The following is a 24,797-nucleotide window of genomic DNA, read 5'->3' as shown; positions in this document are numbered from 1 at the left end:
TATCTACCCTTCGCATTGAACTGTGTTTATCGTCCGAAAGTATAGCGAACATACCGCCCGCCCGCTCTCACCGGCTTATGCACTGCAGTGCTCTGGCCGCATATAGGCCTACCGTGGCACAATGAACGTGCGTCCACCTTCCTTCACCGCGCCCGCCCCGAACCTAGCCTTCGCGCACTCCTCCGCCCCGCTTATCGCGGAAGAGGACGCGATCCCCATGTACACCCCCATCCCTGGGATGAGCCATTTGCAGCTGTATGTTGCCCCACAGCGTATCCGTTACGAGCGTCAACCTACTGCGGGTGACCTCGCTACGCGGAAAGAGATCCACGGGCTTGTAGTCATAGTTCTAGAAGTTGCCGCCGCGCTGCGGCCTTTAAGCCACCTCAACAACCCACGTTTTGCACCGGAAATTGCAAACCATGTCCGCGCTTGGCGGAAGGCCCAGGCGTCCTCGGAGTGGCGCGGAGGGATGGCGCTGCGTAGCTTGCATGCGCGCTCGAATGGCGAGTTCTTCGGCTCGGTGCTCATGGGATCGACGCGACGCGCCTTTACCGGCGCCGCCGTTGGACGGCACCTGAGTTCCTTCCGGTTGCTTTCAGTCGGCATACATCCCCACGGCAACGGGGAGCCGGAAGTTTAGAAAAGCGACCCCAGCTTGATCAAGATTGGCGTCCAGTCGATGCCCGCGAATGCAGCGGAAGCACTCACCAAAGCCAAACTGATACCGCCGAACATCGTGGCCCCCACTACCGGTGATTTCTTGGTGGTTTCTTCCGCACTTTCCGGCGTGGCCACTGCGCCACACTCGGTGGGAACAATGTCCTGGGAGCTGAGTACCGTGTCTTTGGCGGATTCATCTCCATGCGAGCTCAAAACGGAAGAGAGCTGGCACTGTTCTTCGGGAGCAAGCTCCACAGCAGATGCAGCCGCGCCGCCACCCAGCAGGGTGGCAGATGCGAACACGGATAGACCTACTCGCACAGACAAGCGGCGCATACTCACTCAACCTCCGAAGAATAATAATTACTAATTTGCCAGTATATACCTAAGTGCCTCCAATAAAAAAGACGCCGCGGGGAGCACTTCCCACACGGCGCCTCGCTGCACCTCAGCGCTCAATAACGCTGTGGTGTTGGCATTTACTAGGCTTCCGCCTCGTCCGCGGCGTTCGCCTCTTCCTGAGCCTTGAACTGTTTACGCAACATAAACAACTGGCGCACAGTTTCTTCCTTCACAGCTTCGTTCATGGCGTTGAACATGTCGCCGCCCTCCTTCTGGTATTCCACCAGAGGATCACGTTGTGCCATTGCACGCAGTCCAATGCCCTCCTTGAGGTAGTCCATCTCATAGAGGTGCTCACGCCACTTCTGATCAATGATCGGCAAGATGATCATGCGTTCTGCATTGCGCATCTGGCTCTCGCCGCCGATGGCGCTGACGGACTCTTCAAGTTTGTCGTACTCGGAGTTGGCATCAGCCACCAGTGCATCGCGCAGCTGCTCGGCGGAGATTTCGCCGGCGGAGCCGTACTCGGTACCGTCGACAAGCTCCTCATGCGTCTTGGTCGGCCCATACAGGGACTCCAAGGCATTCCACAGCTCGTCGAGGTTCCAGTCCTCCACATAGCCGGTGGCCGTAGCACCCGCCACGTAGGCAGACACGGTGTCGTCGATCATCTCACGGATGTTGTCCTTGATGTCGCTGGCCTCAAGGATGTCGTGGCGGGTAGCGTAAACCACCTTGCGCTGTTCGTTCAGCACCTCGTCGTACTTGAGCACGTTCTTACGCATCTCAAAGTTCTGGTTCTCAACCTGCGCCTGTGCGCCCTTAATAGAGTTGGACACCATCTTGGCCTCAATTGGCACGTCATCCGGCACGTTGAGGCGGTTCATCATGTTCTCCATGGACTGGCCCACGAAGCGCACCATGAGCTCATCACGCATGGACAGGTAGAAGCGGGTCTCGCCCGGGTCACCCTGGCGTCCGGTACGGCCGCGCAGCTGGTTATCAATACGACGCGACTCGTGGCGCTCGGTACCCAGCACGTACAGGCCGCCGGCCTCGCGGACCTGGTCACCCAGCTTCTTGGAGTGTTCCTTTTCGCGATCGATTTCGGCGTCCCAGGCCTCTTGGTACTTCTCTTCATCTTCGAAGGGATCGAGGCCGCGATCGCGCAGCTTTTCATCCAGGATGACCTCGGGGTTACCGCCGAGCACGATATCGGTACCACGGCCGGCCATGTTGGTGGCTACGGTAACGGTGCCGGGGCGGCCGGCACGGGCGACAATCTGGCCCTCTTCCTCGTGGTGCTTGGCGTTAAGCACCGAGTGCTTGATTCCGCGCTTGCTCAGCAACTGGGAGAGGTATTCGGAGCGCTCCACAGAGGTTGTACCCACCAGCACCGGCTGACCTGCGGCGACGTGTTCCTCAATGTCATCAACCACCGCGGCGAACTTCGCCTCTTGGGTCTTGTAGATACGGTCGGAGTGATCGATACGTTGGTTCGGCTTGTTGGTCGGAATCGGCACCACATCGAGACCATAGATGGAGTGCAGCTCGGCTGCCTCGGTCTCTGCGGTACCGGTCATGCCGGAAATCTTCTCGTACAGGCGGAAGTAGTTCTGGAGCGTAACGGTGGCCAGAGTCTGGTTCTCGTTCTTAATCTCCACATCTTCCTTAGCCTCAATGGCCTGGTGCATGCCCTCGTTATAGCGACGGCCAGCAAGCACGCGGCCGGTGAAGCTATCCACGATGAGAACCTCGCCGTTGCGGACGATGTAGTCCTTATCGCGGGTGAAAAGCTCCTTGGCCTTCAGGGCGTTGTTGAGGTAGGACACCAGCTGGGAATGCTCTGGGGCGTAGAGGTTCTCAATGCCCAGCTGATCCTCAACGAATTCCACGCCTTCCTCCAGCACACCGATGGTGCGCTTCTTGTGGTCCACCTCGTAGTGGATACCTTCGCGCATCTTCGGCGCCAGCTGGGAGAAGACGCCGTAGAACTGGGAGGAGCCGTCAACCGGACCGGAAATAATGAGCGGGGTACGGGCCTCATCGATAAGGATGGAGTCAACCTCATCCACGATGCAGTAATTGTGGCCGCGCTGGACCGTGTCATTCAGCGAGCGGACCATGTTGTCGCGGAGGTAGTCAAAGCCCAGCTCGTTGTTGGTGCCGTACGTAATATCGCACGCATATGCTTCCTTGCGATCCGCAGGGCGCATCTCAGAAAGGATGACGCCCACGGTAAGGCCTAGCCAGCGGTGGACACGGCCCATCATCTCGGCGTCACGCTTGGCCAGGTAATCGTTGACCGTCACGATGTGCACGCCCTTGCCCTCCAGCGCGTTGAGGTAGGCCGGCAGCAAGGAGGTCAGGGTCTTGCCCTCACCGGTGCGCATCTCGGCGACGTTGCCGAAGTGCAGGGCTGCACCGCCCATGATCTGCACCTTGTAGTGCTTCTGGTCGAGCACGCGCCAGGCTGCCTCACGCACGGTGGCAAATGCTTCGAGAAGAATGTCATTCATCTTCTCGCCGTCCGCCAGACGCTTCTTAAACTCGTCAGTCTTAGCCTTTAGCTCATCATCCGACAGCGCCGCGAATTTATCTTCTAGGGCAATAACATCATCTGCAATTTTAGCCAGGCGCTTGACGGTGCGTCCCTCACCGGCACGGAGCAGCTTGGAAAGTCCAAACACGTCTAGATAATCCTTCTTGTCGCGACAAATAAGTTAACTCGTCGCCATTGTACTCACTAGCTTTTCTGTAATGATTCGCCACCCAACCCAAAGTGCGAATCCGGCCACTGCCCGGCACCCCTCTTGCGGCCGCCTCCTCCCCACGCAAAGCTCAGCAGACAGGGATTAATGGATGTTAATAGAGACTTAAGAAAGCTCCCTGTCCCCGCTGCGCGCGTGCGCTGCGGGGCAGGGAGCCTGTGGGTTAGGGCGCTAAGGCCCTTGGAGGCTTAGGCCTTAAGCATCAGCATCCGTCAGGGAGATGAGACCGTAGTCGAATGCGTGGCGGCGGTAGACCACGGAAGGCTTGTTGTTCTCTTCGTTGATGAAGAGGTAGAAGTCGTGGCCAACCAGCTCCATCTCACTGAGTGCATCATCAACAGACATCGGGGTGGCGGGGTGCTCCTTGAAGCGCACAACCTGGCCCGGGCGAACATCCTCGACGGTCTCTGCGTAGGGGTCGATGTAGCGCTCTTCCTTGGCCGGCTTGGCTGCTTCAGCCTCGGCGACCAGCTCAGCGGCAATCTCACCAGTACCCTTCTGAGCGCGGTGGCCGGACTTCACGTTCTCGCGACGTACCTTGACCTTGCGCAGGGAGCGCTCCATCTTGCCCAGGGCGGTTTCGAGCGCGGCGTAGAAGGAATCTTCCTTAGCCTCGGCGCGTGCGATGTGGCCCTTACCAGTGGCGGTGATCTGCAGGCGCTCAGCCTCGGACTCGCGGCGCGGGTTCGGCTCGTGCTGCAGCTCCACGTGGAAGAACGTCAGGGTCGGATCAAGACGCTCGATCTTGGCCAACTTTTCAGTGACGCGGTCCTGGAAGTGCTCCGGAACCTCCACGTTGCGGCCGGTGATGGTGACCTGAGCGTTGGTCTGCTGGGACATGAAATGCCTCCCTATTCTCGTGGGGACTGAATGACTGCACATTCTGCGGACGCTCACAGCCCTGTGATGAGGGGCTTGATGCCCGCTTCCCTGTGACACCCCTCATGCTACCACTGGTCATAACCAACCCTGTCAGTGGCCCCCTCTGCGCATGCTTGGCGACGCCCCTCCCTACGCATCTGCCAGCACAATCGCGCCGGCCACATCACCCCCGATGGCCCACACGCGAGCGGCGCTGGCGCGAAGAGTTGCGCCGGTCGTGATGACGTCGTCGACAAGCAGCACACTGCGTCCCACCAGTTCGCGGGCACAGGGCCGCAAGAGCACTGCCCTGCGCATATTGTCGGCGCGTTCCGCCGCGCCGAGCTGCGACTGGTCCGCACTACCTTCGGCTGTGCTCAAGGCATTGACCACGTCCCAGCCCGGAAGCCGGGCGGACGCCGCCTGGCACAGCGCAGCGACGGGATCACCACCGCGCTGGCGGGCCGACGACGCGCGTGTGGGTGCCGGCACGAGCAGCGCGGTCTCCGGAATATCGCCGCGTGCGCGCAGGTACTCGATGCCGGCAGCCAACACCGCACCGAGGTGAGCTCGCACCGCCTGGTGCCCGCGTTCCTTCATAGCGATGATGACCCCACGGCGAGTATCGGAATAGGGGCCAAGGGCCCAGGCCGGGAAACCTAGGGGTTGCGGGCGTTCCACGCGGCGTGGCACCTGTCGAAGGTGTTCCTGGCAGGCCGTGCACAGCACCCCGCCTTCGGTGGTCTCACCGCCACACCCCGCGCACGGGCGCGGCAGGAACAGTTCCAGAAGTGCGGCGGCGGCCTCCCCTATCCCCCGGTTTTTCGGCATGCGCCCCACTCTAGCGCGACTCTAGCGCGCGATGATGGGTGAGGAGCGCACGCCCTGCAGACCTTCGACCTCACGCCAATAGGAGCGCTCGGACCCGCCCGCAGGAAGCTGCAACAGGGCGTGCGCATCGGTGACGTAGTGCGTCGACGGTGAGGACGCCACCGCCACCACGGGCGCGGTAATGTTTCCGGTAGGCAGTGTTGTTGCCGAAGAACCATCTTGCTCGATGCGCCACACCGGAGAGTTCGAGGCGGAGGTACCCACGAGCAGGGAGCCGTCCGTCTGCCACTCCACCGACAGCGCCGAACCGGTCAGCTCCGGGCCTACTTGGTGGACGTTGACTATGCGGCGCTCTCCCGACGTCGCGCGGGCAACCACGCCGGTGTACACGCTGCCGTCGATAATCATGGCGATGCGCGCTCCCGTGAGTGACAGACGGATGACCGAAATCTCTCCCTCCACGTTCTCCAACGCGGAGGTGTCAACCTCGGCGGTGCTCAGCTCTCCGGTGGCCGGAGAACGCGTCACGCGGACCACGTGTTTGCCGTCGACGACGGTCCACGCCACCTGGCCGCCCACCTCAAAAGTGGGGCGGGCCAAAGTCTCGCCCTTGATCGAATTCTCGAGCTCGTGGCCCAGCTCGCCCATCGTTAGCTGCGACTCCTTCTCGGAGCGCTTGCGCACGGCGGCCACCATCCCCTCATCGGAGATATCGGCGGACTGAATGTCATGAATCTGTCCGGCCATGCCCGGCACCTCGGCGCTGCCTTCACCCTTAACCTCAAGCAGCGAACCATCGTTGACTGCATAGAGCTTGGGCACCGATTGGGCGGCTACCTCGGGGTTAAACTCCGCGAAATCATCAATGGTCATCTCCTCCATGCCATCCACGAGCGGGCTGCCATCGATGGTGGCGCGGACGGAGTTCGTGATCTCGGCGTTGTTGAGGGTCCACACCAGCTGGGCGGCGAACTTAAGGCGCTCCTCCTGAGTCATCGAGGCCATGCCGCTGAACTCATAGACTCCATCATTGATTCCCAAGAAGGTGGCGTCCTTGGGGATCAGGCTGGAGGTTGCTGGCGCGATATCGGAAGATGGCCCCTGCAGCAAAAGCGTGACCAGCTCCGAGGCAATCGAATCCTTTCCCGAATAAAGCCAGCGACGATCCGCCACAAGCAGGCGTTGAGTCGTATCGAAAAAGTACAGCGACTGCGGGCGATAGCGATTGCGCAATTCGGTGCGCTCAATCACGGCACCGGTAGGCAGATCCGTAATGCGCCATTGCCCATTGAATTGGCGCAGCCGAACGGTCGCCTCAAGACGCGAGTTATCGGGGACATAGGCCCCGCCGTTGGCCAGACGGCCGATGATATTGCCACGCACCGAATACTCCAGGGCACCGTCCTCCATGTTCGAGGTCACCAGATCGATGGAATCCACCACGAGAACGGTGTCAGTAGGGTCCCAAGAATTGGCTATCTCAGAGGAAAGGAAGGTGCGTGCGGCAGCGTAGTTTCCGGTGGGAATCGCCACGGCCGAATAAAAGTCACGGACAAGCAAATCAGGTTCGCTATCGGCGCGCGGCTCGACGACGGCATCGTCGGCCCGGTCATGCGGTTCGAAGGTACTAATCACCTGCGGATCGGTGTTATGCGGCAACGTCGAACAACCAACGAGAGCGGTGAGTGCGACGCAACTGAGTACTGCGAGCGGGCAGCGGGCTGGAATCATCGCTGAGCCTCCTCCTCGAAGTCGGACACGCTGTCTTGGTTAAAAGGCGGATCCACGGCGCGGGCCTCACGCTCGGAGGGCCACACAATCCCGTTGTCCGTTTCTGCTTTAACCGCAGGAGCCTCCGGATCAGCGCTCAGCTCAAGAGCGAATTGTTCCTCTGCTTCTATGGGCTTCGGTGCCCCCGGCACTTCCAGAGCAATGGGCTCGGACTCCACCTGCTGCCCCGGAGTGCGTGGAAGGATCAATCGGAAGCGCGAACCGACGCCGTAGTAGCCGATGGCGTCGAGCGTGCCCCCATGGAGCACGGCATCCTCGCGAGCGATGGCAAGGCCCAAGCCGGTTCCACCAGAATGGCGCTTGCGCGAAGAATCCGCGCGCCAGAAGCGGTTGAACACCAGCTCTTCTTGGCCTTCCTTGAGCCCCACACCGGAGTCGGTGACGGCGATGCCGACGGCATCCTCAGTCGCGCCGACGTCCACGATGACGGGATTGCCCTCAGAGTGGTCGATGGCGTTCGCAAGCAGGTTGCGCAGGATGCGCTCGACGCGACGCGAATCGCATTCCACGGCGACGGGTTCCTCCGGCAAATGAAGGACGACCTCCACTCCGAGCTCCGAGGCGAGGTGCTCCACTTGGCTCAGCGCGGAGTCCACGCAGGAGCGAATGTCGATGGAAGCCGTGGAGAGGTCAGCCACGCCGGCATCGTGGCGAGAGATCTCCAACAGGTCCGCGAGCAAGTCCTCGAAGCGATCCAGCTCCTTGATGAGCAGCTCCGCCGAGCGCTTGGTGTAAGGGTTGAATTCATCCGCATCTTCCGCGATGACATCCGCCGCCATGCGCACCGTTGTCAATGGCGTGCGCAGCTCGTGGGACACGTCGGAAGTGAACTGCCGCTGGAGATCGCCATACTCCTCCAGTTGGGTGATCTGCTTAGACAGCTTATCTGCCATGTCGTTAAAGGAGGAGGCGAGGCGGCCCATTTCATCGTCTGAGTTGACCACCATGCGCTCACGCAGGTGGCCGGCAGCAAAGCGCTGCGCAATGCGCGAGGCGGAGCGAATCGGGACGATCACCTGCTGGGTTGCCAGCCAGGCGATGCCGACGAGGAGGACAACCACCACCACTCCGGCAGCCGAGAGCAAACCACGCATGAGAGCCATCGTGGATTCCTCAGATTCCATGGACAACACGAGGTAGACCTGGGTATTCGGAATGTCGCTTTCAATGGGCGTGCCCACCATCAGCGCGTTATAGGTTGCTCCCGATTGCTGGTCCACCGTGGCGTATTGCTGCACGACTTGGCCCCGGCCAACGAGCTCGCGCATCCCGCCGGGGATGCGGTAGCCCTCCGGGGACGTTGTGGCCGTGCCGTCGGAATTCTCCACGACGATGACCGGTTCATACACGGCCTGGGCGTCGGGTTGTTGCGCCGATAATTGGCCCAAGGCGGCGCGTGCAGAATTGATGCGCACCTGCGTTGAGTTTGCCGTACCGGTGGCATCGATCTGCTGTTCCACGGCCACGCGGGCGCGATCAAGCTCCTGAAGCGCCGTGTCCTCCTTCTGGCTCACCAGCTGCTGCGTCAGCACCGACACCAGCGCGTAGGCCAGGATGATCATGACCACCGTGGAGGCCACCAACATCATGCCCAGGACACGTGTCTGCAGGGAGGTGCGCCAGCGCTCGACGACGCCATCCCGGACTCGCCTTAACCAACCAAAAATAGCGGCAGTCCTTTACTCGGCGGTTTTTCCAGTCTTGTACCCCACGCCGCGCACGGTGAGGACGATACGCGGATCCTCGGGGTCGTGCTCAATCTTCGCGCGCAGGCGCTGGACGTGCACGTTGACAAGGCGCGTATCGGATGCGTGGCGGTAACCCCAGACAGATTCAAGCAGCGCCTCGCGAGTATGCACCTGGCCGGGCTTGCGCGCCATCTCCAGAAGAAGGTCGAACTCCAGCGGAGTCAGCGAGATTTCCTCGCCGCCCTTGCGGGTAACGGTGTGCTCGGGGACGTCGATAAGCAGGTCCCCCACCTCAATAATTTCTCCCGTGCCCCCATCGATTCGACGCAGGCGCGCGCGGATACGGGCGATGAGCTCCTTCGGCTTGAAGGGCTTGGTGATGTAATCATCCGCACCCGATTCGAGGCCGAGAACCACATCAACGGTGTCTGTCTTCGCCGTCAGCATGACGATGGGCACCGAGGACTCAGTACGAATGGCGCGGCAAATATCCACGCCATTCATGCCCGGAAGCATGAGATCCAACAGGATCAGATCCGGGTCATGCTCGCGGAAGGCCGGGATCGCCTCATTTCCATCGTTAACGGCAATAGGCTCCAGCCCTTCTGCCTCGAGCACGATGGTGAGCATTTCGGCGATTGCCGGGTCATCATCCACGACCAAGATTTTCGGTGCCACTTTATTGTTCTCCTACAAGCTCCTTGACAGCTTGGATAATCATATCGGCATCCGCGGTGGCGATCCACCGCCCTGCCCACTGCTGCTCTGCTAAGCGACGGTAGGCGGCCGCCGTGCGAGACTGCAACGCGGCATCGCGCTCATAGCGGTCGCGGTTGCGCCCTTCATCCTCTGCTGCACGGGCCACGGCACGCTGACCGGCAAGGGCGACGTCGGTATCCAAAAAGATCTGCAGCTGCGGCACCGGCAGGCCGAAGCGTTCAAACTCGAGCTCATAGATCCAATCGACGATGAGCTCACCGCCGACCCGCGCGGCGGAATACGCAGCGTTGGACGCCACATAGCGATCCAAGATGAGCAGGCTATCCGTGGACTCAGCGGCGGCAAGGAGCTGCTCTTTGGCTCCGTGCCGATCCAGCGCAAAGAGCGTAGCCATTCCATAGACCGAATCGGTCAGATCCCCCATACGCCCATACAGGGCCTCCTGCGCGAGCTGCGCATGGATGGACTCTTCGTAGCGGGGAAAGCTCAAGACTTCGACATCGCAGGCTAGTTCTTCCCGCAGGCGCTGGGTAATGGTGTTTTTACCCGCGCCATCGATTCCTTCAATACTGATCAGCATGCTGTTATATCTAGCGTGTACCTAGTGCTGCCGTTAGGACAAGGCCTCGATGAAGGGCTCGAGGTCGTAGTCTTCCTCGACCTCTTCGAGCAACTCCAGGGCATGTTCGTTGAGGTTTTCGCTGCCGGATCCGGCGAGATCCCGGATGAAGGGATAGTCTTCGACGACTTCTCCGGCGCTGAACGGGGCGCCTGCCCAGATCGCGGCTATCGTGGCCGCCGCCAAGGCGTTACGCTGCTCCTCCTCGGTCTGTTCTTCGCCCGAGACCGCAAGCGCGCAGGCATCATCTACCGCGGCAACGATTTCTTCATCCTCAAGGTCTGCCAGTTCATCCAGGAAGTCGACGTTGACCTCGTCGGCGAAGATGTCCTCATCCCATGAGCTCATTGCTTTCTCCTTCATCCTTAAGTGAATTAGGGGTCTGTGTTTTTATCCGCGTTCGTGTATCCACGGTGGGCCGGTGCAGCTTCGCGGGCGGGCGCTCCGCGCAGCCGGTATCTAATCCAATTTCTACCATTCTTTAGATGCCCTCATGCAAGGCTTCGGTCAAGAGCGCGGTTTTATTACGGTCACATCGCTCCGTGCCGTCTTCCGACTGCCTCTCCTCCTGTCCTCCTCCATATGCTGCATTTCGCCCACTGCCCTATGCCACGCCTAAACGGGGAATTTTGCCCAGGCCATTTACTATCTCCGGATTCGTGTTATCGTTGTTACCGACTTGTGACATTTACGCAGGCTTTTGTGCAGGAAGGAGAGCACCCCGCATGACGAGCAGTTCACGCCGCATCTTGGTCTTTGTCGCGGCCGGCCTCCTCTGTGCCGTCGCCGTAGGCGTCGCAGTGTGGCGCATGAGCGCGCCCGAATCCGTCGTGTCTAAGCCCTCCGCTGCCACCGCCGTGTCGAGCACCGCGTCTTCCGCTCCCTCGACAACGCATTCCTATACCACCACGGCTGCCCCGACATCCACGCAACCGAAGCAATCGAAAACTAATGTCGCCGCGCCGGCGGAGGATCCCTACCTGGCACCGAATGCCGTGGTGAACCGCACGGAGCCGGTTGGCCCCACGGCCGTCTACCGCCCGGACAATGTTTCCTCACTGCAGAACCAGCAGCCGCAGGCAACTCCGAACAATCCGTACCCGCAGGCGCCGGTCAGCACGGCCCCTGCCGTGCCGCCAACGGACGGCTCTACTCCGGCCTCCGAAACACCGATTCCGGGTACTCCTCAGCAAAGCTCCGAGCCCACTCAGCCGTCGGCCACGCCGGAATCTCAGACCGCCGTGCCGCAAGAGGGCCCAGTGGAGGACCAGGACGGCAACCAGCCCGCTGAGCAGCCGCAACCCAAGGAACCTACGCCCTCGCAGAACACTGGAGTTCCTGAACCGCTTGGCTCCTTCATCCCGCACCCCGCCGGGTTCACTCAGAACGCGCCCGCGCCTGATGCGGAGCCGAAAGCGCAACAGGGCGAGCCTATCGATGCCGCTCCACAGGGCGGCGAGGTACAAGGCGCCGATGTAGTGGAAGCAGTGGAGCGCGAATCCGCGGCTTACCGCACCAACGAGGCCGCCCCGACTCCCGCCGCGCCGACGGATGATGCTCCCGCGGCGGAAGAGCCTTCCGCAGCGACCCCCACCGCTGCTCATTTAGCCGACAACGGCGAAACTACCGCCGCATCAGCATTGACGCAGTCCGCCTAATACCCGCGCCGTTAACTCAACGGCAGCAGAGTTAACGAAACAGCCGCAGACTAAACGCGGGCGATAAACACCTCGGCGTCTTCGCCACCGGTGGAACGAACGATGGCGGCCGGGTCGCTAGCGGGAATCCACGCCGCGTGACCCGCGCCAAGGCTGACGTTTTCTGCCTCGGCATTGCTCAGTGCCACCGAGCCGGAGGTGCACAACACAATCATGGGGCCATCGCTGTCGACCTCGACGCTCTCCTCACCAGAAAGCTCGACGCGATCCAGCAGGAACTCCTCAATCGGCACTGGGTAGGACCATGCCTCTGCACCCTTTATGCCTCCTGTCTCGGCTGCGTCTTTCAGGTCCACGCGCGGATCTTCTGCCGCCTGGTAGGTGAGGACTTTAACCAGCTCGGGGACGTCAACAAACTTCGGGGTCAGGCCACCGCGCAGCACGTTATCGGAGTTAGCCATGATCTCTACACCCAGGCCAGAGACATAGGCATGCAGCTGCCCAGCGTCAAGGTAAATCGCCTCCCCCGGCTGCAGGACGATGTGATTGAGCAGCAACGCGCCCAACACGCCGATATCCCCCGGATATTGCTCGTTGAGCTTGGCCACGGTTGCCATCACGGTGGCCATCCACGGCTCGCCCGCCTGGTTGCCGCGCAGGCGCTCGCCCGCCGCTACCACCGCGCTGATCAGCTCCTTGCGCTTGGCACCCGGGATCGTAATCCACGTGGTAAACAGCGCGCGGAGGCTGTCGCCTTCAGCGGCAGGATCGGTGTCGAGCATGCCCTCGTAGTGAGCCAGTTCTTCGCAGTCCAAGGCCGCAAAGAGGCTGCGGGTCTGCGCTAGCGGACGGAAACCCGCCATGGCGTAGAACTCCGTGAGCGCCACGATGAGCTCTGGCTTGTGGTTGTCATCCTTGTAGTTGCGGTTTGACGCCGTGAGGTCGATTCCCGCCGCGTTCTCGCGGGCGAAACCTTCCTCGGCCTGCTGCTTCGAAGGGTGCGCCTGCAGCGACAGCGGCTCTGCAGCCGCCAAAATCTTCAGCAAGAAGGGAAGGCCGGCGCCATACTTGTCAGCCACCCGCTGCCCCAGCTGGCCTTGCGGATCCGCCGCGATGATCTCATCCAGCTTTTCTCCCTCAATCGTTGAGGGATCCGCCGGGTGCGCACCAAACCACAGCTCAGCAACCGGGCTTTGAGCCTCGGGCTCGCCGAGCAGCGTCGGAATCAGCGTGCGCGAGCCCCACGAGTAATTGCGGGCAGCACTGGTGAGCAACTTCATTGACTTCCTCTATTTCACGTCGTAGGCGGTCGCGGCATAACTGCGCGTAATCAACTGCAGCGCGCGGGCCAATTCCCCACAGGAGGTATCGGCGCTCGCCGCTGCGAACGAGTGGGGAAGGTTCGCCTCTTCCTGTCCCCATAAAACAATTTTCAAGGGTACCAAAGGCTCTTCCGATTCAAACGGGTCATAGAAGATGTCCGTCGGATTTGTCTGCAGAATCGGCCCTAAGCCTTCCGCGTCGACGACGGTCCCGCCTAGCCCATGGACTGCCCACAGCGTGCCCGCCATGCGGGCAACGAGAGCGTCGAGGTGCACCCGCGTGCGCTCCTCCGAGAACGCATAGGGATCGGGTCCACAGCTGTGGATGATTCGTCCGCCTTCCACAAATTCACGCAACGCGCGCCCGGGGTTCGTCGTGGAATCGCGCTGCGGTGACAGCGCTTCCAGCTCGCGGTCCACGGCATCGGCAACGTCCTCCAACCGGCGGGAGACCAACACCGGGTCTTCGCTTAACACCGCGCTCACCGCATGCACTGCCGTGATGGCGCGCACCGGTGAAATCCCTTCGGCCGTGGGAAGGGTGTCGATGACGACGGTGTCCTCGGGAGCATCCTCGATCTCATTCAGCAGAATCGTCGACGCCCCTCGGCGCGCGGCGTCGTGCAGCGCGCGCTCTGCCCATGGGCTATCCCCCGCCACCACCACGACGTCGAGGGCACCGACAAAGAGCGGCAGCGATTCGCTGACCATGATGGGAACCTCAGCGGGCTCGGCTAGGCCCACGGCAACGTGGGCAGCGGCGCGGGAAACCTGGTCCGCGGCAAGGACGACGATACTGCGCGGGCGCAGCCCACCCAACACGCGAGCCAGCTCCGGTACGGCGGCGGCCACCACGCGAGCTTGGGCACCTTCGTGGGCGATGTCGAAGAAGCTCACGGATTCGGGGTCATAGAAAGTCATAGGCCCGAGCATAGCTAGGATGAGTGGCCATGAGCATTCATCCGGTAGTCCTTGTCGGCGGCGGCCCTGGCGCGTGGGATCTCATCACCGTGCGCGGCATGCGGGCGCTGCAGGAAGCCGAGGTCATCGTGGCTGATCACCTCGGCCCCACCGCCCAGCTGGATAAGCTGTGTGATGTTGACGCCAAGGAGCTTATCGACGTCTCCAAGATCCCCTACCGCGCCCAAGTGGCCCAGGAGCGTATCAACGAGATTCTCATCGAGCACGCCCGGGCAGGCCGCCGCGTGGTGCGTCTGAAGGGCGGCGATCCTTATGTATTTGGTCGCGGCTTCGAAGAGCTCACCGCCCTTACCGCCGCGGGTCTCCCGGTGGAGGTCATCCCCGGCGTGACGTCGGCTGTGGCCGTCCCCGCGCTGGCAGGAACGCCGGTGACCCACCGTGGCGTCGTCCATGCCTTCACTGTAGTCTCCGGGCACCTGCCGCCAGGCCACCCCAAGTCCTTGGTGGATTGGGCAGCACTCGCGCGGTCTGGGGCCACGCTTTCGGTCATCATGGGTGTGAAGAACGCGGCGGCCATTGCCACCGCGCTGATCGACGCCTCCCTTTCCCCCCACACCCCCGTGCACATCATCCAGGAGGGCTCCCTCGATGGTGAGCGGGCCTTCCACTGCGAACTCGCCGAGCTAGGCGCAACCATGGAGGAGAACTCGGTGGCTCCCCCAGCGGTCATCGTTATCGGCAAGGTCGCCGGACTCTAGTCAACGCCAATACGGCACGTTCCTAGGATCGCGGCGAGCTCACTCCGACGGGTTCTGAGTCCTCCGCTGGAGTGCCGGCCGGAAAGCCATCGCGTCCGGTCGGCTCCGTGGTTTCGACAACGCGGCTGCCGCCCCGCTGGGGCGCGGTGCTGGAACCGCTGTGCTCGTTTTCCTTGCCGCTAGCGCGGCGCGCACGGCGGGCATTTCCCCACACGGTCACCGCCACGCCCAGAACGAACGCGATGGACTGCACGATGAGAGTCTGCGGGTGCTGCAGGGCCCACCCCAAAGCTTTGGGGATGTTGAGCGCCACGATGGCAGTTCCGACGAATCCACCGAGGAGTGTGGGATTGATGCGGGAAATGAGCCACGCCGCAACCGGCGCAGTGATCGCCCCGCCGATAAGCAGGGCCACGACCGCGGCAGCGTTGGCCACGATTTCTTCCCAGAGGCCAACGATGAAGCCTGCCGTCGCGCCAAAGGTAACAAGGAATTCTGCGGTGTTGACGGTGCCGACAATGCGCCGCGGTTGTTCGCGGCCGACCGCCAACAGTGTCGAGGTGGAAATCGGGCCCCATCCGCCGCCACCCGAGGCGTCGACGAAGCCTCCCAGCACTCCGAGGCCGGCGAGGAAAGGAGTCGAATGCGGCCGGGATTCTCGCGGTGCGGCGCTGCGCGTTCGCGAAAAGCGCCAGACCAGGTTGATGCCCAAGACGATGAGGATGGCGGAGGTTACGGGCGCGGCTGCTTCCAGTGAGAGGTTGGACAGAACCGTCGCCCCGACGAAGGCAGACAGGCCTCCCGGCACACCGAGCTTGAGCACGGTGGGCCAGTGCACGTTGCCGAAGCGCCAGTGGCTGATTCCGGAGACCAGGGTGGTGCCGAGCTCCGAGGTGTGTACCACGGCGGAGGCCGTTGCTGGGCCCAGACCAGCCAGCAGCAGGATGGTCGTGGAAGTTACGCCAAAGCCCATGCCGATGCCGCCGTCGACAAGCTGCGCGGCAGCACCCGCCAGCGCGATGAGGATGAGGCTACGCATGGGCCACCTCCGCATAGCGGTGCGACACAATTCCGGCGAGCGCCTCCCCCAGGGGCGGGAGCACACACCTAGACTGGCCGCCGCCATCCCCGGAATCCGTGTCGAGTCGGTCTAGGAGCAGTCCTGGGCTCACGAAGAGCGGCACGACGACTTCCTGATTCCCCTCCGGCCCCACGGGCCGGCGCTCGCCGCGCGTAGCAAAAGAGACCTCCGCCGCGCAGCCGGTGAGCTCGCCCACGCGCCGCGCCAGATCAGCTACCGCAGCATTAGCACGCTCATCGGAGGAACCGACGGAGTACACCACGACGGTATCCGTTCCTTCCGGCACCTGCTGCGCGAGCAGCCTTGCCATATCCTCCCCGGTGCCGAGGCCGCGTGCTTGGCGGAGGGTGACTCCGGAGGCCGCGGAGGCCTGGGCCAGTGCAGCGGGGACGTCGACGCGCTGGTGGTAGCCCTCTGTAAAAAGCAAGGGCACAACAATCGCCTCGCGCACGCCTTGTTCAGCAAGGTTGTGCGCGGCCTCTTCGAGGGGAGGATCGTTGAACTCGAGGTGCGCGGCGGTGGCTGGCGCACCGGCAAGCTCGCCGGCAGCGCGGGTCAGGGCCGCCACGCTCGCTGCGGCCGCGGGATGGCGCGAGCCGTGCGAGAGGGTCAGCAGTGCGGTGGTGGAATTCGGGGCTGTCATGACTGGGCGGTGTCCTTTTCCTAGGCGGTGGCGGTGGAGTGGCCGCGGCGAGCGAGGGAGCGCTGCAAAGCCTCCGTTGAGGACACCGCCAGCGCGGGCGCTACCGGGGCATCGTCTTGGCCGTGGAAGCGTACGGAAAAGATGCGGAGGCATTCTTCGCACTTCCAGGCGAAGTCATCTTCTTCATCGGGGAACAGGTTGGTCCCAGCGCAATAGGGGCAGTAGGCGGGATGGTTGCGGTTGGGGTTGGGCTTGCGGCGGAAATTCATTGCAAGTCCTCCTCGTCCGCGCGCAGCACCCAGTGGCGGAACTGCTCGCCGTCCTCGCGCTGCTCCTTGTATTTATTGACCAAGCGGATGACATAGTCGGGGACTTCATCGGCCACCACCTTGTGCCCGCGCAGCTTGCGCCCCCAGTCTGGGGATAGGCCGAGGGCACCACCTAGGTGAACTTGGAAGCCTTCAACGCGATTGCCATCAGAGTCAGTGACTATCTGTCCCTTCAACCCAATGTCCGAAACCTGCGAGCGAGCGCAGGCATTAGGGCAGCCGTTGAGGGCGATGGACAGCGGCACGTCAAGGTCGCCAAGGGTATCTTCCAGGATATCGACAAGCTCGATGGCGCGGGCCTTGGTGGTCACGTGCGCGAGCTTACAAAACTCCAGGCCGGTGCAGGAGATGACGCCGCGGCGAAACTCCGAGGGCTGTGAGTACAGGCCCGTCTCATCCAAGGCACGGGACAGGGCGGGGATATCCTCTTCTTCTACGTCGAGGAAGAGCAGCTCCTTCATCGGGGTCGTGCGGATGCGAGTGATTCCGAATTTCTCGGCCACGTCGGCGATGGCGATGAGCTGCTCGCCGGTGGCATGCCCCACGGTGGGTTTCACGCCGACGTAGAACTTGCCGTCCTGCTGGCGGTGCACGCCCACGTGATCGCGGTTGCCGGGTGCGATGGGGAGCGGGAGGCCGTCGAGAAGCGGCGCGTCCAGATACTCCTCTTCTAGGACTCTGCGGAACTTCTCAATGCCCCACTGCGCCACGAGGAATTTGAGGCGCGCGCGGTTGCGGTTGCGGCGGAAGCCATAATCGCGGAAGATGCGCGCGACACCGGCCCACACCTCCGGGACACGCTCAAGCGGGATCCATGCGCCGAGGGATTGCGAGAGCATCGGGTTGGTGGACAGGCCACCGCCCACAAAGCAATCGAAGCCTGGGCCATACTCCGGGTGCTCCGTACCAACGAAGGCGACATCCTGGATCTCGTGGGTCACGTCCTGACGCACATTGCCGGAGATGGCGGACTTGAACTTACGCGGAAGGTTGTGGAATTCATCGCGCAGGAGGTAGTCATTCTTGATCTCCTCGATGGCCGGGGTGGCGTCGATAATTTCGTCAGCAGCCACTCCCGCTACCGGTGAGCCCAGGATGACACGGGGGACGTCGCCGCAGCCCAGCAAGGTATCCAAACCAACAGAGCGCAGTTTCTCCCAAATGGCGGGGACATCCTCAATCTGGATCCAGTGCAGCTGGATGTTCTGGCGGTCCGTAAAGTCCGCGGTGGAGCGCGCATAGTCGCGCGAAATCTCTCCTACGGCGCGCAACTTGGCGGGATCGGCGCGGCCGCCGTCGAAGCGCACGCGCATCATGAAGTATTCATCCTGCAGCTCGGTGTTGCTGAGCTTGGAGGTCATCTCCCCGCCCAGGTTCTGGTTGCGCTGGGTGTACAGGCCCAACCACTTGAAACGGGGAGCGAGATCCTCGGCGGGGATGGAAGAAAACCCCTGCTTGGAATAGATATCGATAACGCGCTGGCGCACGGCCAGGGCATCGTCGGCCTGCTTGATCTCCTCGTCGGAGTTCAGCGGCGCGGTGCCATCAATCTTCCACTGGCCTTCTGGCTTCTTTGCGCGGGCTGGCCGCTTCGTCGCGGTGGTCATAATCTGCTGCCTTTCGTCGGATACTGAAAACCTACCGGTCTAGCTAAAACAGACAAAGCAGTCTTTTTTATTTTCTCCCGAATATGCAAAGCACGCTGGGTTTATGCCACAATGTTCTCCGAATGTAATTAGGCCCAGTTGCCCTACAGCAGACAAGCCGGTTCAATGAAACCCACGCTTGTTTAGACCTAAGCTTTCGTTAGTTACTACAACATTCCGAAAGGCCATCATGACCCAGCAGCCCCTGAAAGTAGCCGTCATCGGCGCCGGCCCAGCCGGCATCTACGCCTCCGACATCCTGGTGAAGAAGACCGGCGGCAACGTTCAGATCGATCTCATCGAGCAGATGCCAGCCCCCTTCGGGCTCATCCGCTACGGCGTGGCTCCGGACCACCCGCGCATTAAGGGAATCATTAACTCCCTGCACCGCGTGCTTGACACCGACCAGATCCGCCTTCTGTCCAACATCACCGTGGGCCGCGATGTCACCGTCTCCGAGCTTGAGGAATACTACGACGCCGTCGTCTTCGCCACCGGCGCCGTTGGTGACCGGGGCATGCAGATCCCGGGCTCCGATCTCGAGGGCGTCCACGGCGCCGGCGAGTTCGTCGGCTTCTACGACGGAAACCCGCGCTTCGAGCGCTCCTGGGACCTGTCCGCCACCGACGTCGCCGTGATCGGCGTGGGCAACGTGGGCCTCGACGTGGCCCGCATCCTGGCCAAGACCGGCGATGAGCTTAAGGAAGCCACCGAGATTCCCGATAACGTCTACGAGTCCCTGGCCAAGAATCAGGCCACCACCGTGCGCGTCTTCGGCCGCCGCGGTCCGGCACAGGCTAAGTTCACGCCGCTGGAGCTCAAGGAGCTCGACCACTCCCCCACCATCAACGTGGTGGTGGACCCGGAGGACATCGACTACGACGAGGCCTCCCTCAAGGCCCGCGAAGAGGCCAAGTCCTGCGATCTGGTGTGCCAGACTCTAGAAGGCTACGCCATCCGTGAGCCCAAGGATGCCCCGCACACCCTGCAGATTCACCTCTTCGAGCAGCCTGTCGAGTTCATCGGTGAGAACGGCAAGGTCACGGCGGTGAAGACCGAGCGCACCGCCCTCAACGGCGATGGCTCCGTCACCGGCACCGGCAAGTTCACCGAGTGGCCGGCACAAGCCGTCTACCTGGCCGTGGGGTACCGCTCCGATGCCATCGAGGGCGTTCCCTTCAATAAGCAGAAGAACGTCATCAACAATGACGGCGGCCACGTCATCGACCTCGACGGTGACGTCGTGCCTGGCCTCTACACCACCGGCTGGATCAAGCGCGGCCCGGTCGGGCTCATTGGCAACACCAAGTCCGATGCCACGGAGACCATCGGCATGCTGCTTGCCGACGCCGATGCGGGCAACCTCTCCCACTCCCGCGAGGAGGACATCGTGGAACTCTTCAAGTCCAAAGGCTTGGAGCACCTGACCTGGGAGGGCTGGAAGAAGCTCGACGCCGCCGAGCGCGCACTGGGTGAGGCCGAGGGCCGCGAGCGCAAGAAGTTCGTCGAGTGGGAAGAGATGGTCACCCACTCGCGTGACTAAGGGCCAACCCACGGCTGGGCCACTCGGCCCAGCCCCCATGGCCCGGCCCCTCTCTACGGCTGAGCGCCCCACGGCCCCCAACCAGACCAACTAAAACTGCCCTATCTGACGAAGTTATCGCTCTCGCCGCAATGAACGCGGGGAAAATCGTCAGATAGGGCAGTCTTTCTTCAAGGAATTAGTGCGTCACACGCTAGGCGCGGATGATACCGAGGACCTCGTCGACGATGGCCTGCACCTCGTCAGCGGTCTTGGCCTCAACGTTGAGGCGCAGCAGCGGCTCGGTGTTGGAGGCGCGAACGTTGAACCAGGCATCGGTGCCCTTGAGCTGTACGGTCACGCCATCGAGCTCGTCGACGGACTCAATCTTGTCCGCCAACTCATCGAGCACGCGCTGCGTCGTAGCCTTCTGGTCATCCACGGTGGAGTTGATTTCACCCGAGGCCTCGTAACGCGAGTACTGCGCCATGAGCTCGCTCAGCGGCTTGTCCTGCTCGCCCAGAGCAGCCAGCACGTGCATGGCAGCGAGCATGCCGGAGTCCGCATTCCAGAACTCCTGGAAGTAGTAGTGCGCGGAGTGCTCGCCACCAAAGACCGCCTTCTCCTTGGCCATCTGGGCCTTGATGAAGGAGTGGCCCACGCGGGTACGCACGGCCTTGCCGCCCTTCTCCGCGATGAGCTCCGGAACGGTCTTGGACGTAATCAGGTTATGGATGACGGTGGCACCAGGGAACTTGTCCAGGTAGCGCTCCGCCACCAGCGCACAAATAGCAGAAGGCGAGACCGGCTGGCCCTTCTCATCCACCACGAAGCAGCGATCCGCATCGCCGTCGAAAGCAAGGCCGATATCCGCCTTCTGTTCGACGGTGAACTTCTGAAGATCCACCAGGTTCTTCGGATCCAGCGGGTTAGCCTCGTGGTTGGGGAAGGTGCCGTCGAGCTCAAAGTAGAGATCCCGGACGTCGAAAGGCAGGCCCTCAAAGACCGCCGGGACGGTGTGGCCGCCCATGCCATTCGCGGCGTCGACAGCCACGACCAGTGGGCGGGAGTTCTCCAGCGGCACCAGGCCGCGAAGGAATGCCGCGTAGTCCGGAAGAACCTCACGCTCAGTGACGGTGCCCGGCTCACCGTCGAAGGCCGGGGTGCCGTCGATCAGCATGTCCTTGATCTGCTCCAGCCCCGTCTCCTGCCCCACCGGAACAGCGCCCGCGCGGCAGAGCTTGATGCCGTTGTACTTAGCCGGGTTGTGGGAGGCGGTGAACATAGCGCCCGCGCAATTGAGGTGGCCGGCGGCAAAGTACAGCTCATCGGTGGACGTGAGGCCGAGCTGGATAACATCAAGGCCCTGCGCGGCAGCGCCCTCAGCAAAGGCGGCTGCCAGCTGCGGGGAGGACGGACGCATGTCGTGGCCCACTGCCACGGTGGTCTCCCCTTCCCCGCGGAGGATGGCGGCGTAGGCCGCGCCAGTATCGCGCACGAGGGTTTCGTCGATGTCCTCACCCACGACGCCACGGACGTCATAGGCCTTGATCACTGCATTGAGCTGTTCACGAGTTCGCATAGCCCACAAGCATACCCCCGTCAGTCGCGGTAATCCGCGTGCGACGAACTAGTCGGCGTCCGGAACCACCGTCAGGTGAGCGCGGCGGCGCTGGCGGGCATCGTGGACGCGGCGGGTTCGGAACACGGGGTGGTTCGAATTCCGCGGATCCGCGCCGTCGAAAGTAGCGGAATAGTCAATGGGATCGGCGCCGGAACCAGCAGTGGAATCATCCACCAAGCCAGTGGTCACGCGCCCAGCCTCACGGACCGCCTCGGCGAGAGCTGTAAGGTCATCATCCTCATCGAGCTCGATGCGGTCAACGCGCACCATTTCCCATCCTTGCGGGGCGGTAATTCGTGCGCTGTGCTTTTCGCACAGATCCCAGGCATGGGGATCGGTTTCTTCGGAGAGCGGGCCCACGACGGCGGTTTGCTGCGCATAGGCATAGGTCAACGTCGCCACGGCGGGACGGCCGCAGCCGGGGCGGGAGCAATGGCGAGAGCTATTCACGGGCCCAAGTCTAAACCCTAACTTGAGATTTAGATAGTTCAGCGCGGCGCGTCTCGCCGCGAGCCCACCTCGATGCGGCTTAGACTAAGCCGCATGACCACGCCTCGCCCGCATATTCGCCCGGCCCGCCACCGCCATGGCCGTGGTGCCCGCGGGCCGCTGTTGCCGCAGAATACGCCGCGCTACCGCAGCAGCGCCGAGCGCTTCGACATGGCCGTGCTCGAGGCCTACTCCCCCATTCACAATGCCTTTGCCGAACAGCTCACCGGACTCGATCTCGCCGTTGATACCGTGCCCCGCATGCGCCTCTCAGTTGATATGACTGTGTTGCCGGATGAAATCATCGCGGATGGCCCCGTTCCGCTCGGGCGCATCGTCCCGGCGGGCGTGGATTCCGAAGGCCAACCCACGCGCGCCCGACTCGTCATTTTCCGCATGCCCGTGGAGGAGCGCGTGCACTCCGCGCAGGAGCGTGAAGAGCTACTGTCCACGGTGCTAACCGCTCTGGTGGCCAATTACCTCAACGTCGATCCCGGTGATATCGATCCGCGTTTTACTTGGTAAAGGCTAGGGGTGCAGAGCGCCCCTGCCCTAAAACCACTACTCCCCCTCACCGCCGAGACCCGAGCCAAATGACATAGGACTGTGCAGTGAGGGGGAGCACTGATGCTGGTTAGTAGCTGCTTTGAGCTCTAACCAATCTCACGCTTGAGGCGGCGACGCTCACGGTCCGAAAGCCCGCCCCAGATACCGAAGCGCTCGTCATGCTCCAAGGCATACTCGAGGCATTCATCACGCACCGCGCAGGCCTGGCAGATACGCTTAGCCTCGCGGGTAGATCCTCCCTTTTCCGGGAAGAATGCTTCTGGATCCGTCTGGGCGCACAGCGCCTGGTCTTGCCACTCCTGCTCGACGGCACCAAAGAGTTCATCGAGCGACATCTCTGCAGCAGCACCGCCACGGAGAATAGCGCTGTTATTCGTTGTATTGTCCACGCCGCTTCCTTTCTCCGAGGTCGTTTCTCTCTTAATTCGATGGCACCGACCCTACACCGAAAAGATTTTTCGGTGCCGTGCCCGCCGTGCCGTTGATTACACTGATGTCATTTCACACCGAATCACTAAATATCGTCAACCTGTCGCGAGAGATTTTTCGGCGGCTCCAGCGAAAACGCTGTACAGCATCCCCAACTTTCACATCCGTCACAGATCGCCCATCTAGGGGGCAATCATCGGGGGTACTACATGTAGTGGCCACCCCCAACCCTGTGAACAATTCTAAGGTTGCTTCGGCGTGTCGCCACCCAGTTGGGCAAAACACATGGATCTCATTCGCACCATGAAAACCATGCGTCACGCCCAAAAGATACGGAAAGCACCGAGAAGGTTCCTTCCTCCTCGGTGCCTTTTCCTCCTTTTACGGCGCAGCGCTTAGGCGTCGGAGCTGAAACGCACGCCAGCGTCCGGAATGCTCACGCCCGGGAAGACGCGCATGCCGCCCTGCAGTTCGCAACGCGCGCCAATGGTGGCGCCTTCACCAATAACGCAACCATCAATATGCGCGTTGGCACCGATGTGCGCGCCCGAGGCAATGATGGAGTTGTTAATGATGGCACCCGGCTCAATGGTCACGCCGTCAAAGACCACCGTGCCGTCCAAACGCGAACCCGCCCCAATGACAGACCCGCGACCCACAGCCGTACCCGACAGCAACAGCACGCCACCGGCAATACCCGCGGACTCATCCACCACGGACTCGCCCGTGCGGCCCACCAGCAACGGTGAATGCGCAATGCCGCGCACCAGATCGGAAGAACCACGGACGAAATCATCCGGGCGGCCCATGTCGCGCCAATAGGAGTTGTCCACATGCCCAACCACTAGGCGGCCAGACTCCAGCAGCTGCGGGAAGGTCTCGCGCTCCACGGAAACCACACGGCCCTCCGGGATGGTCGCAATAACATCCTTCTTAAACACGTAGCAGCCAGCGTTAATCTGGTTCGTCGGCGGATCCTCGGTCTTCTCCAAGAAAGCGGTCACCCGCCCGTTGGAATCCGTCGGGACGCAGCCAAACGCGCGGGGATCGGCGACGTTGAGCAGGTGCATCGTCACGTCGGCATCCTTCGAGTGGTGAGTATCGAGGATGCCGTTGAGGTCCATACCGGACAAAACGTCACCGTTGAACACCATGACCGTATCCTGACGCAGCTTGTCGTAGACATTGCGGATACCGCCGCCCGTACCCAGTGCGGTTTCCTCCACGACGTACTCGATCTCCAGACCCAGATCTGAGCCGTCCCCGAAGTACTCCTCAAAAACCTCCGCCTTATAGGAGGTGGAGAGCACCACGTGCTCAATCCCCGCGTCCTTGATGCGGGCGAGGAGGTGCTGAAGGAATGGGTAGTTGGCCGTGGACAGCATCGGCTTCGGTGTGCCAATCGTCAGCGGGCGCAGGCGAGTGCCGCGACCTCCCACCAGAATGACGGCATCGGCCGTCGATCCCCACTGGGGCGCTGATTCAGTCATATCGTTCCTTAATCTCTTTTCAGATAAGC

24 protein-coding genes are annotated in these 24,797 nt (G+C 62.1%); 5 read left to right on the top strand and 19 right to left on the bottom strand.

Annotation, left to right across the window (positions count from 1 at the left end):
- Positions 1-121: 121 nt before the first annotated feature.
- Positions 122-643, top strand: a complete 522-nt coding sequence (locus tag HMPREF2698_RS11670) for a hypothetical protein (RefSeq protein ID WP_246818414.1) — start codon at positions 122-124, stop codon at positions 641-643.
- Here the strand turns inward: HMPREF2698_RS11670 and HMPREF2698_RS11665 are convergent.
- From HMPREF2698_RS11665 to HMPREF2698_RS11625, 9 genes are all read right to left on the bottom strand, one after another.
- Positions 640-966: a hypothetical protein gene (locus HMPREF2698_RS11665; RefSeq protein ID WP_246818413.1), complete on the bottom strand. Its 327-nt coding sequence runs from the start codon at positions 964-966 to the stop codon at positions 640-642. The genes HMPREF2698_RS11670 and HMPREF2698_RS11665 overlap by 4 nt on opposite strands.
- A gap of 179 nt (positions 967-1,145) precedes the next feature.
- Positions 1,146-3,698: a preprotein translocase subunit SecA gene (gene secA, locus HMPREF2698_RS11660; RefSeq protein ID WP_070522573.1), complete on the bottom strand. Its 2,553-nt coding sequence runs from the start codon at positions 3,696-3,698 to the stop codon at positions 1,146-1,148.
- Positions 3,699-3,974: 276 nt separating this feature from the next.
- Positions 3,975-4,619 (bottom strand): ribosome hibernation-promoting factor, HPF/YfiA family, encoded by a 645-nt coding sequence (hpf, locus tag HMPREF2698_RS11655; RefSeq protein WP_070522571.1) that lies wholly within the window; start codon positions 4,617-4,619, stop codon positions 3,975-3,977.
- A 171-nt stretch (positions 4,620-4,790) separates the two neighbouring features.
- A complete protein-coding gene (locus tag HMPREF2698_RS11650) occupies positions 4,791-5,471 on the bottom strand; it encodes a ComF family protein (protein ID WP_070564899.1) in 681 nt (226 codons plus the stop codon).
- 21 nt (positions 5,472-5,492) lie between these two features.
- A complete protein-coding gene (lpqB, locus tag HMPREF2698_RS11645) occupies positions 5,493-7,202 on the bottom strand; it encodes an MtrAB system accessory lipoprotein LpqB (RefSeq protein WP_070564896.1) in 1,710 nt (569 codons plus the stop codon).
- On the bottom strand, positions 7,199-8,851 hold the full coding sequence (gene mtrB, locus HMPREF2698_RS11640) for an MtrAB system histidine kinase MtrB (RefSeq protein ID WP_070522563.1): 1,653 nt from the start codon (positions 8,849-8,851) through the stop codon (positions 7,199-7,201). The genes lpqB and mtrB overlap by 4 nt, the downstream gene beginning before the upstream one ends.
- Before the next feature lie 90 nt (positions 8,852-8,941).
- Entirely contained in the window at positions 8,942-9,628 is a 687-nt protein-coding gene (gene mtrA, locus HMPREF2698_RS11635; RefSeq protein ID WP_070522560.1) for an MtrAB system response regulator MtrA, read from the bottom strand.
- Position 9,629: 1 nt separating this feature from the next.
- Positions 9,630-10,250: a dTMP kinase gene (locus HMPREF2698_RS11630; RefSeq protein WP_070530849.1), complete on the bottom strand. Its 621-nt coding sequence runs from the start codon at positions 10,248-10,250 to the stop codon at positions 9,630-9,632.
- Between the two features lie 33 nt (positions 10,251-10,283).
- Positions 10,284-10,637 carry a DUF4259 domain-containing protein gene (locus HMPREF2698_RS11625; protein WP_070522555.1) on the bottom strand — a complete coding sequence of 118 codons (354 nt, stop codon included), beginning with the start codon at positions 10,635-10,637 and terminating at the stop codon, positions 10,284-10,286.
- A gap of 377 nt (positions 10,638-11,014) precedes the next feature.
- Here HMPREF2698_RS11625 and HMPREF2698_RS11620 point away from each other — a divergent pair, with 377 nt between their 5' ends.
- Entirely contained in the window at positions 11,015-11,947 is a 933-nt protein-coding gene (locus tag HMPREF2698_RS11620) for a DNA-directed RNA polymerase II (RefSeq protein WP_070564893.1), read from the top strand.
- 50 nt (positions 11,948-11,997) lie between these two features.
- On the opposite strand, the gene manA is transcribed toward HMPREF2698_RS11620, so the two are convergent.
- Both manA and HMPREF2698_RS11610 read right to left on the bottom strand, forming a co-directional pair.
- Positions 11,998-13,227 (bottom strand): mannose-6-phosphate isomerase, class I, encoded by a 1,230-nt coding sequence (manA, locus tag HMPREF2698_RS11615; RefSeq protein ID WP_070564891.1) that lies wholly within the window; start codon positions 13,225-13,227, stop codon positions 11,998-12,000.
- Between the two features lie 9 nt (positions 13,228-13,236).
- Complete coding sequence (locus HMPREF2698_RS11610; protein ID WP_246818412.1) at positions 13,237-14,190, bottom strand: exopolyphosphatase; 954 nt, start codon at positions 14,188-14,190, stop codon at positions 13,237-13,239.
- A 29-nt stretch (positions 14,191-14,219) separates the two neighbouring features.
- Here HMPREF2698_RS11610 and cobA point away from each other — a divergent pair, with 29 nt between their 5' ends.
- The gene (cobA, locus tag HMPREF2698_RS11605; protein ID WP_070564881.1) at positions 14,220-14,948 is read left to right on the top strand and encodes a uroporphyrinogen-III C-methyltransferase; all 729 of its coding nucleotides are present in this window, start codon (positions 14,220-14,222) and stop codon (positions 14,946-14,948) included.
- A 22-nt stretch (positions 14,949-14,970) separates the two neighbouring features.
- Here the strand turns inward: cobA and HMPREF2698_RS11600 are convergent, their stop codons facing one another.
- From HMPREF2698_RS11600 to HMPREF2698_RS11585, 4 genes are read right to left on the bottom strand one after another with little or no spacing between them, the layout of a single operon-like run.
- Positions 14,971-15,987 carry a sulfite exporter TauE/SafE family protein gene (locus HMPREF2698_RS11600; protein ID WP_070564878.1) on the bottom strand — a complete coding sequence of 339 codons (1,017 nt, stop codon included), beginning with the start codon at positions 15,985-15,987 and terminating at the stop codon, positions 14,971-14,973.
- On the bottom strand, positions 15,980-16,672 hold the full coding sequence (locus HMPREF2698_RS11595; RefSeq protein WP_070564874.1) for a sirohydrochlorin chelatase: 693 nt from the start codon (positions 16,670-16,672) through the stop codon (positions 15,980-15,982). The genes HMPREF2698_RS11600 and HMPREF2698_RS11595 overlap by 8 nt, the downstream gene beginning before the upstream one ends.
- Before the next feature lie 20 nt (positions 16,673-16,692).
- Positions 16,693-16,941, bottom strand: a complete 249-nt coding sequence (locus HMPREF2698_RS11590) for a hypothetical protein (protein ID WP_070530860.1) — start codon at positions 16,939-16,941, stop codon at positions 16,693-16,695.
- Positions 16,938-18,608, bottom strand: a complete 1,671-nt coding sequence (locus HMPREF2698_RS11585) for a nitrite/sulfite reductase (protein ID WP_070564870.1) — start codon at positions 18,606-18,608, stop codon at positions 16,938-16,940. The genes HMPREF2698_RS11590 and HMPREF2698_RS11585 overlap by 4 nt, the downstream gene beginning before the upstream one ends.
- 229 nt (positions 18,609-18,837) lie before the next feature.
- Here HMPREF2698_RS11585 and HMPREF2698_RS11580 point away from each other — a divergent pair, with 229 nt between their 5' ends.
- Positions 18,838-20,190: an FAD-dependent oxidoreductase gene (locus HMPREF2698_RS11580; protein WP_070564866.1), complete on the top strand. Its 1,353-nt coding sequence runs from the start codon at positions 18,838-18,840 to the stop codon at positions 20,188-20,190.
- A 193-nt stretch (positions 20,191-20,383) separates the two neighbouring features.
- Here the strand turns inward: HMPREF2698_RS11580 and HMPREF2698_RS11575 are convergent, their stop codons facing one another.
- Positions 20,384-21,751 carry a phosphomannomutase/phosphoglucomutase gene (locus HMPREF2698_RS11575; protein WP_070530873.1) on the bottom strand — a complete coding sequence of 456 codons (1,368 nt, stop codon included), beginning with the start codon at positions 21,749-21,751 and terminating at the stop codon, positions 20,384-20,386.
- Between the two features lie 48 nt (positions 21,752-21,799).
- Complete coding sequence (locus HMPREF2698_RS11570; RefSeq protein WP_083299235.1) at positions 21,800-22,243, bottom strand: DUF3499 domain-containing protein; 444 nt, start codon at positions 22,241-22,243, stop codon at positions 21,800-21,802.
- 93 nt (positions 22,244-22,336) lie between these two features.
- Here HMPREF2698_RS11570 and HMPREF2698_RS11565 point away from each other — a divergent pair, with 93 nt between their 5' ends.
- A complete protein-coding gene (locus HMPREF2698_RS11565; protein ID WP_070564863.1) occupies positions 22,337-22,807 on the top strand; it encodes a metallopeptidase family protein in 471 nt (156 codons plus the stop codon).
- Positions 22,808-22,935: 128 nt separating this feature from the next.
- Here the strand turns inward: HMPREF2698_RS11565 and HMPREF2698_RS11560 are convergent, their stop codons facing one another.
- Complete coding sequence (locus HMPREF2698_RS11560; protein WP_005528147.1) at positions 22,936-23,184, bottom strand: WhiB family transcriptional regulator; 249 nt, start codon at positions 23,182-23,184, stop codon at positions 22,936-22,938.
- A 489-nt stretch (positions 23,185-23,673) separates the two neighbouring features.
- Positions 23,674-24,768, bottom strand: a complete 1,095-nt coding sequence (locus tag HMPREF2698_RS11555) for a mannose-1-phosphate guanylyltransferase (protein WP_070522520.1) — start codon at positions 24,766-24,768, stop codon at positions 23,674-23,676.
- Positions 24,769-24,797 lie beyond the last annotated feature (29 nt).

It is taken from the genome of Corynebacterium sp. HMSC072A02, assembly GCF_001810085.1.
Taxonomy (GTDB): domain Bacteria; phylum Actinomycetota; class Actinomycetes; order Mycobacteriales; family Mycobacteriaceae; genus Corynebacterium; species Corynebacterium hesseae.
The sequence above is the reverse complement of the archived record's forward strand: the minus strand, read 5'-3'. Positions and strand labels throughout refer to the sequence as shown.

Excerpts from the sequence above, each read along its gene's own strand:
- HMPREF2698_RS11625 (WP_070522555.1), bottom strand. The coding sequence starts at position 10,637 with ATGAGCTCATGGGATGAGGACATCTTCGCCGACGAGGTCAACGTCGAC.
- HMPREF2698_RS11590 (WP_070530860.1), bottom strand. The coding sequence starts at position 16,941 with ATGAATTTCCGCCGCAAGCCCAACCCCAACCGCAACCATCCCGCCTAC.
- HMPREF2698_RS11670 (WP_246818414.1), top strand. The coding sequence starts at position 122 with ATGAACGTGCGTCCACCTTCCTTCACCGCGCCCGCCCCGAACCTAGCC.
- HMPREF2698_RS11595 (WP_070564874.1), bottom strand. The coding sequence starts at position 16,672 with ATGACAGCCCCGAATTCCACCACCGCACTGCTGACCCTCTCGCACGGC.
- HMPREF2698_RS11620 (WP_070564893.1), top strand. The coding sequence starts at position 11,015 with ATGACGAGCAGTTCACGCCGCATCTTGGTCTTTGTCGCGGCCGGCCTC.
- HMPREF2698_RS11650 (WP_070564899.1), bottom strand. The coding sequence starts at position 5,471 with ATGCCGAAAAACCGGGGGATAGGGGAGGCCGCCGCCGCACTTCTGGAA.
- mtrB (WP_070522563.1), bottom strand. The coding sequence starts at position 8,851 with ATGATGTTGGTGGCCTCCACGGTGGTCATGATCATCCTGGCCTACGCG.
- HMPREF2698_RS11575 (WP_070530873.1), bottom strand. The coding sequence starts at position 21,751 with ATGCGAACTCGTGAACAGCTCAATGCAGTGATCAAGGCCTATGACGTC.
- HMPREF2698_RS11610 (WP_246818412.1), bottom strand. The coding sequence starts at position 14,190 with ATGACTTTCTATGACCCCGAATCCGTGAGCTTCTTCGACATCGCCCAC.
- HMPREF2698_RS11630 (WP_070530849.1), bottom strand. The coding sequence starts at position 10,250 with ATGCTGATCAGTATTGAAGGAATCGATGGCGCGGGTAAAAACACCATT.
- HMPREF2698_RS11555 (WP_070522520.1), bottom strand. The coding sequence starts at position 24,768 with ATGACTGAATCAGCGCCCCAGTGGGGATCGACGGCCGATGCCGTCATT.
- HMPREF2698_RS11580 (WP_070564866.1), top strand. The coding sequence starts at position 18,838 with ATGACCCAGCAGCCCCTGAAAGTAGCCGTCATCGGCGCCGGCCCAGCC.
- HMPREF2698_RS11585 (WP_070564870.1), bottom strand. The coding sequence starts at position 18,608 with ATGACCACCGCGACGAAGCGGCCAGCCCGCGCAAAGAAGCCAGAAGGC.
- HMPREF2698_RS11565 (WP_070564863.1), top strand. The coding sequence starts at position 22,337 with ATGACCACGCCTCGCCCGCATATTCGCCCGGCCCGCCACCGCCATGGC.
- hpf (WP_070522571.1), bottom strand. The coding sequence starts at position 4,619 with ATGTCCCAGCAGACCAACGCTCAGGTCACCATCACCGGCCGCAACGTG.
- lpqB (WP_070564896.1), bottom strand. The coding sequence starts at position 7,202 with ATGATTCCAGCCCGCTGCCCGCTCGCAGTACTCAGTTGCGTCGCACTC.
- cobA (WP_070564881.1), top strand. The coding sequence starts at position 14,220 with ATGAGCATTCATCCGGTAGTCCTTGTCGGCGGCGGCCCTGGCGCGTGG.
- HMPREF2698_RS11560 (WP_005528147.1), bottom strand. The coding sequence starts at position 23,184 with ATGTCGCTCGATGAACTCTTTGGTGCCGTCGAGCAGGAGTGGCAAGAC.
- manA (WP_070564891.1), bottom strand. The coding sequence starts at position 13,227 with ATGAAGTTGCTCACCAGTGCTGCCCGCAATTACTCGTGGGGCTCGCGC.
- HMPREF2698_RS11600 (WP_070564878.1), bottom strand. The coding sequence starts at position 15,987 with ATGCGTAGCCTCATCCTCATCGCGCTGGCGGGTGCTGCCGCGCAGCTT.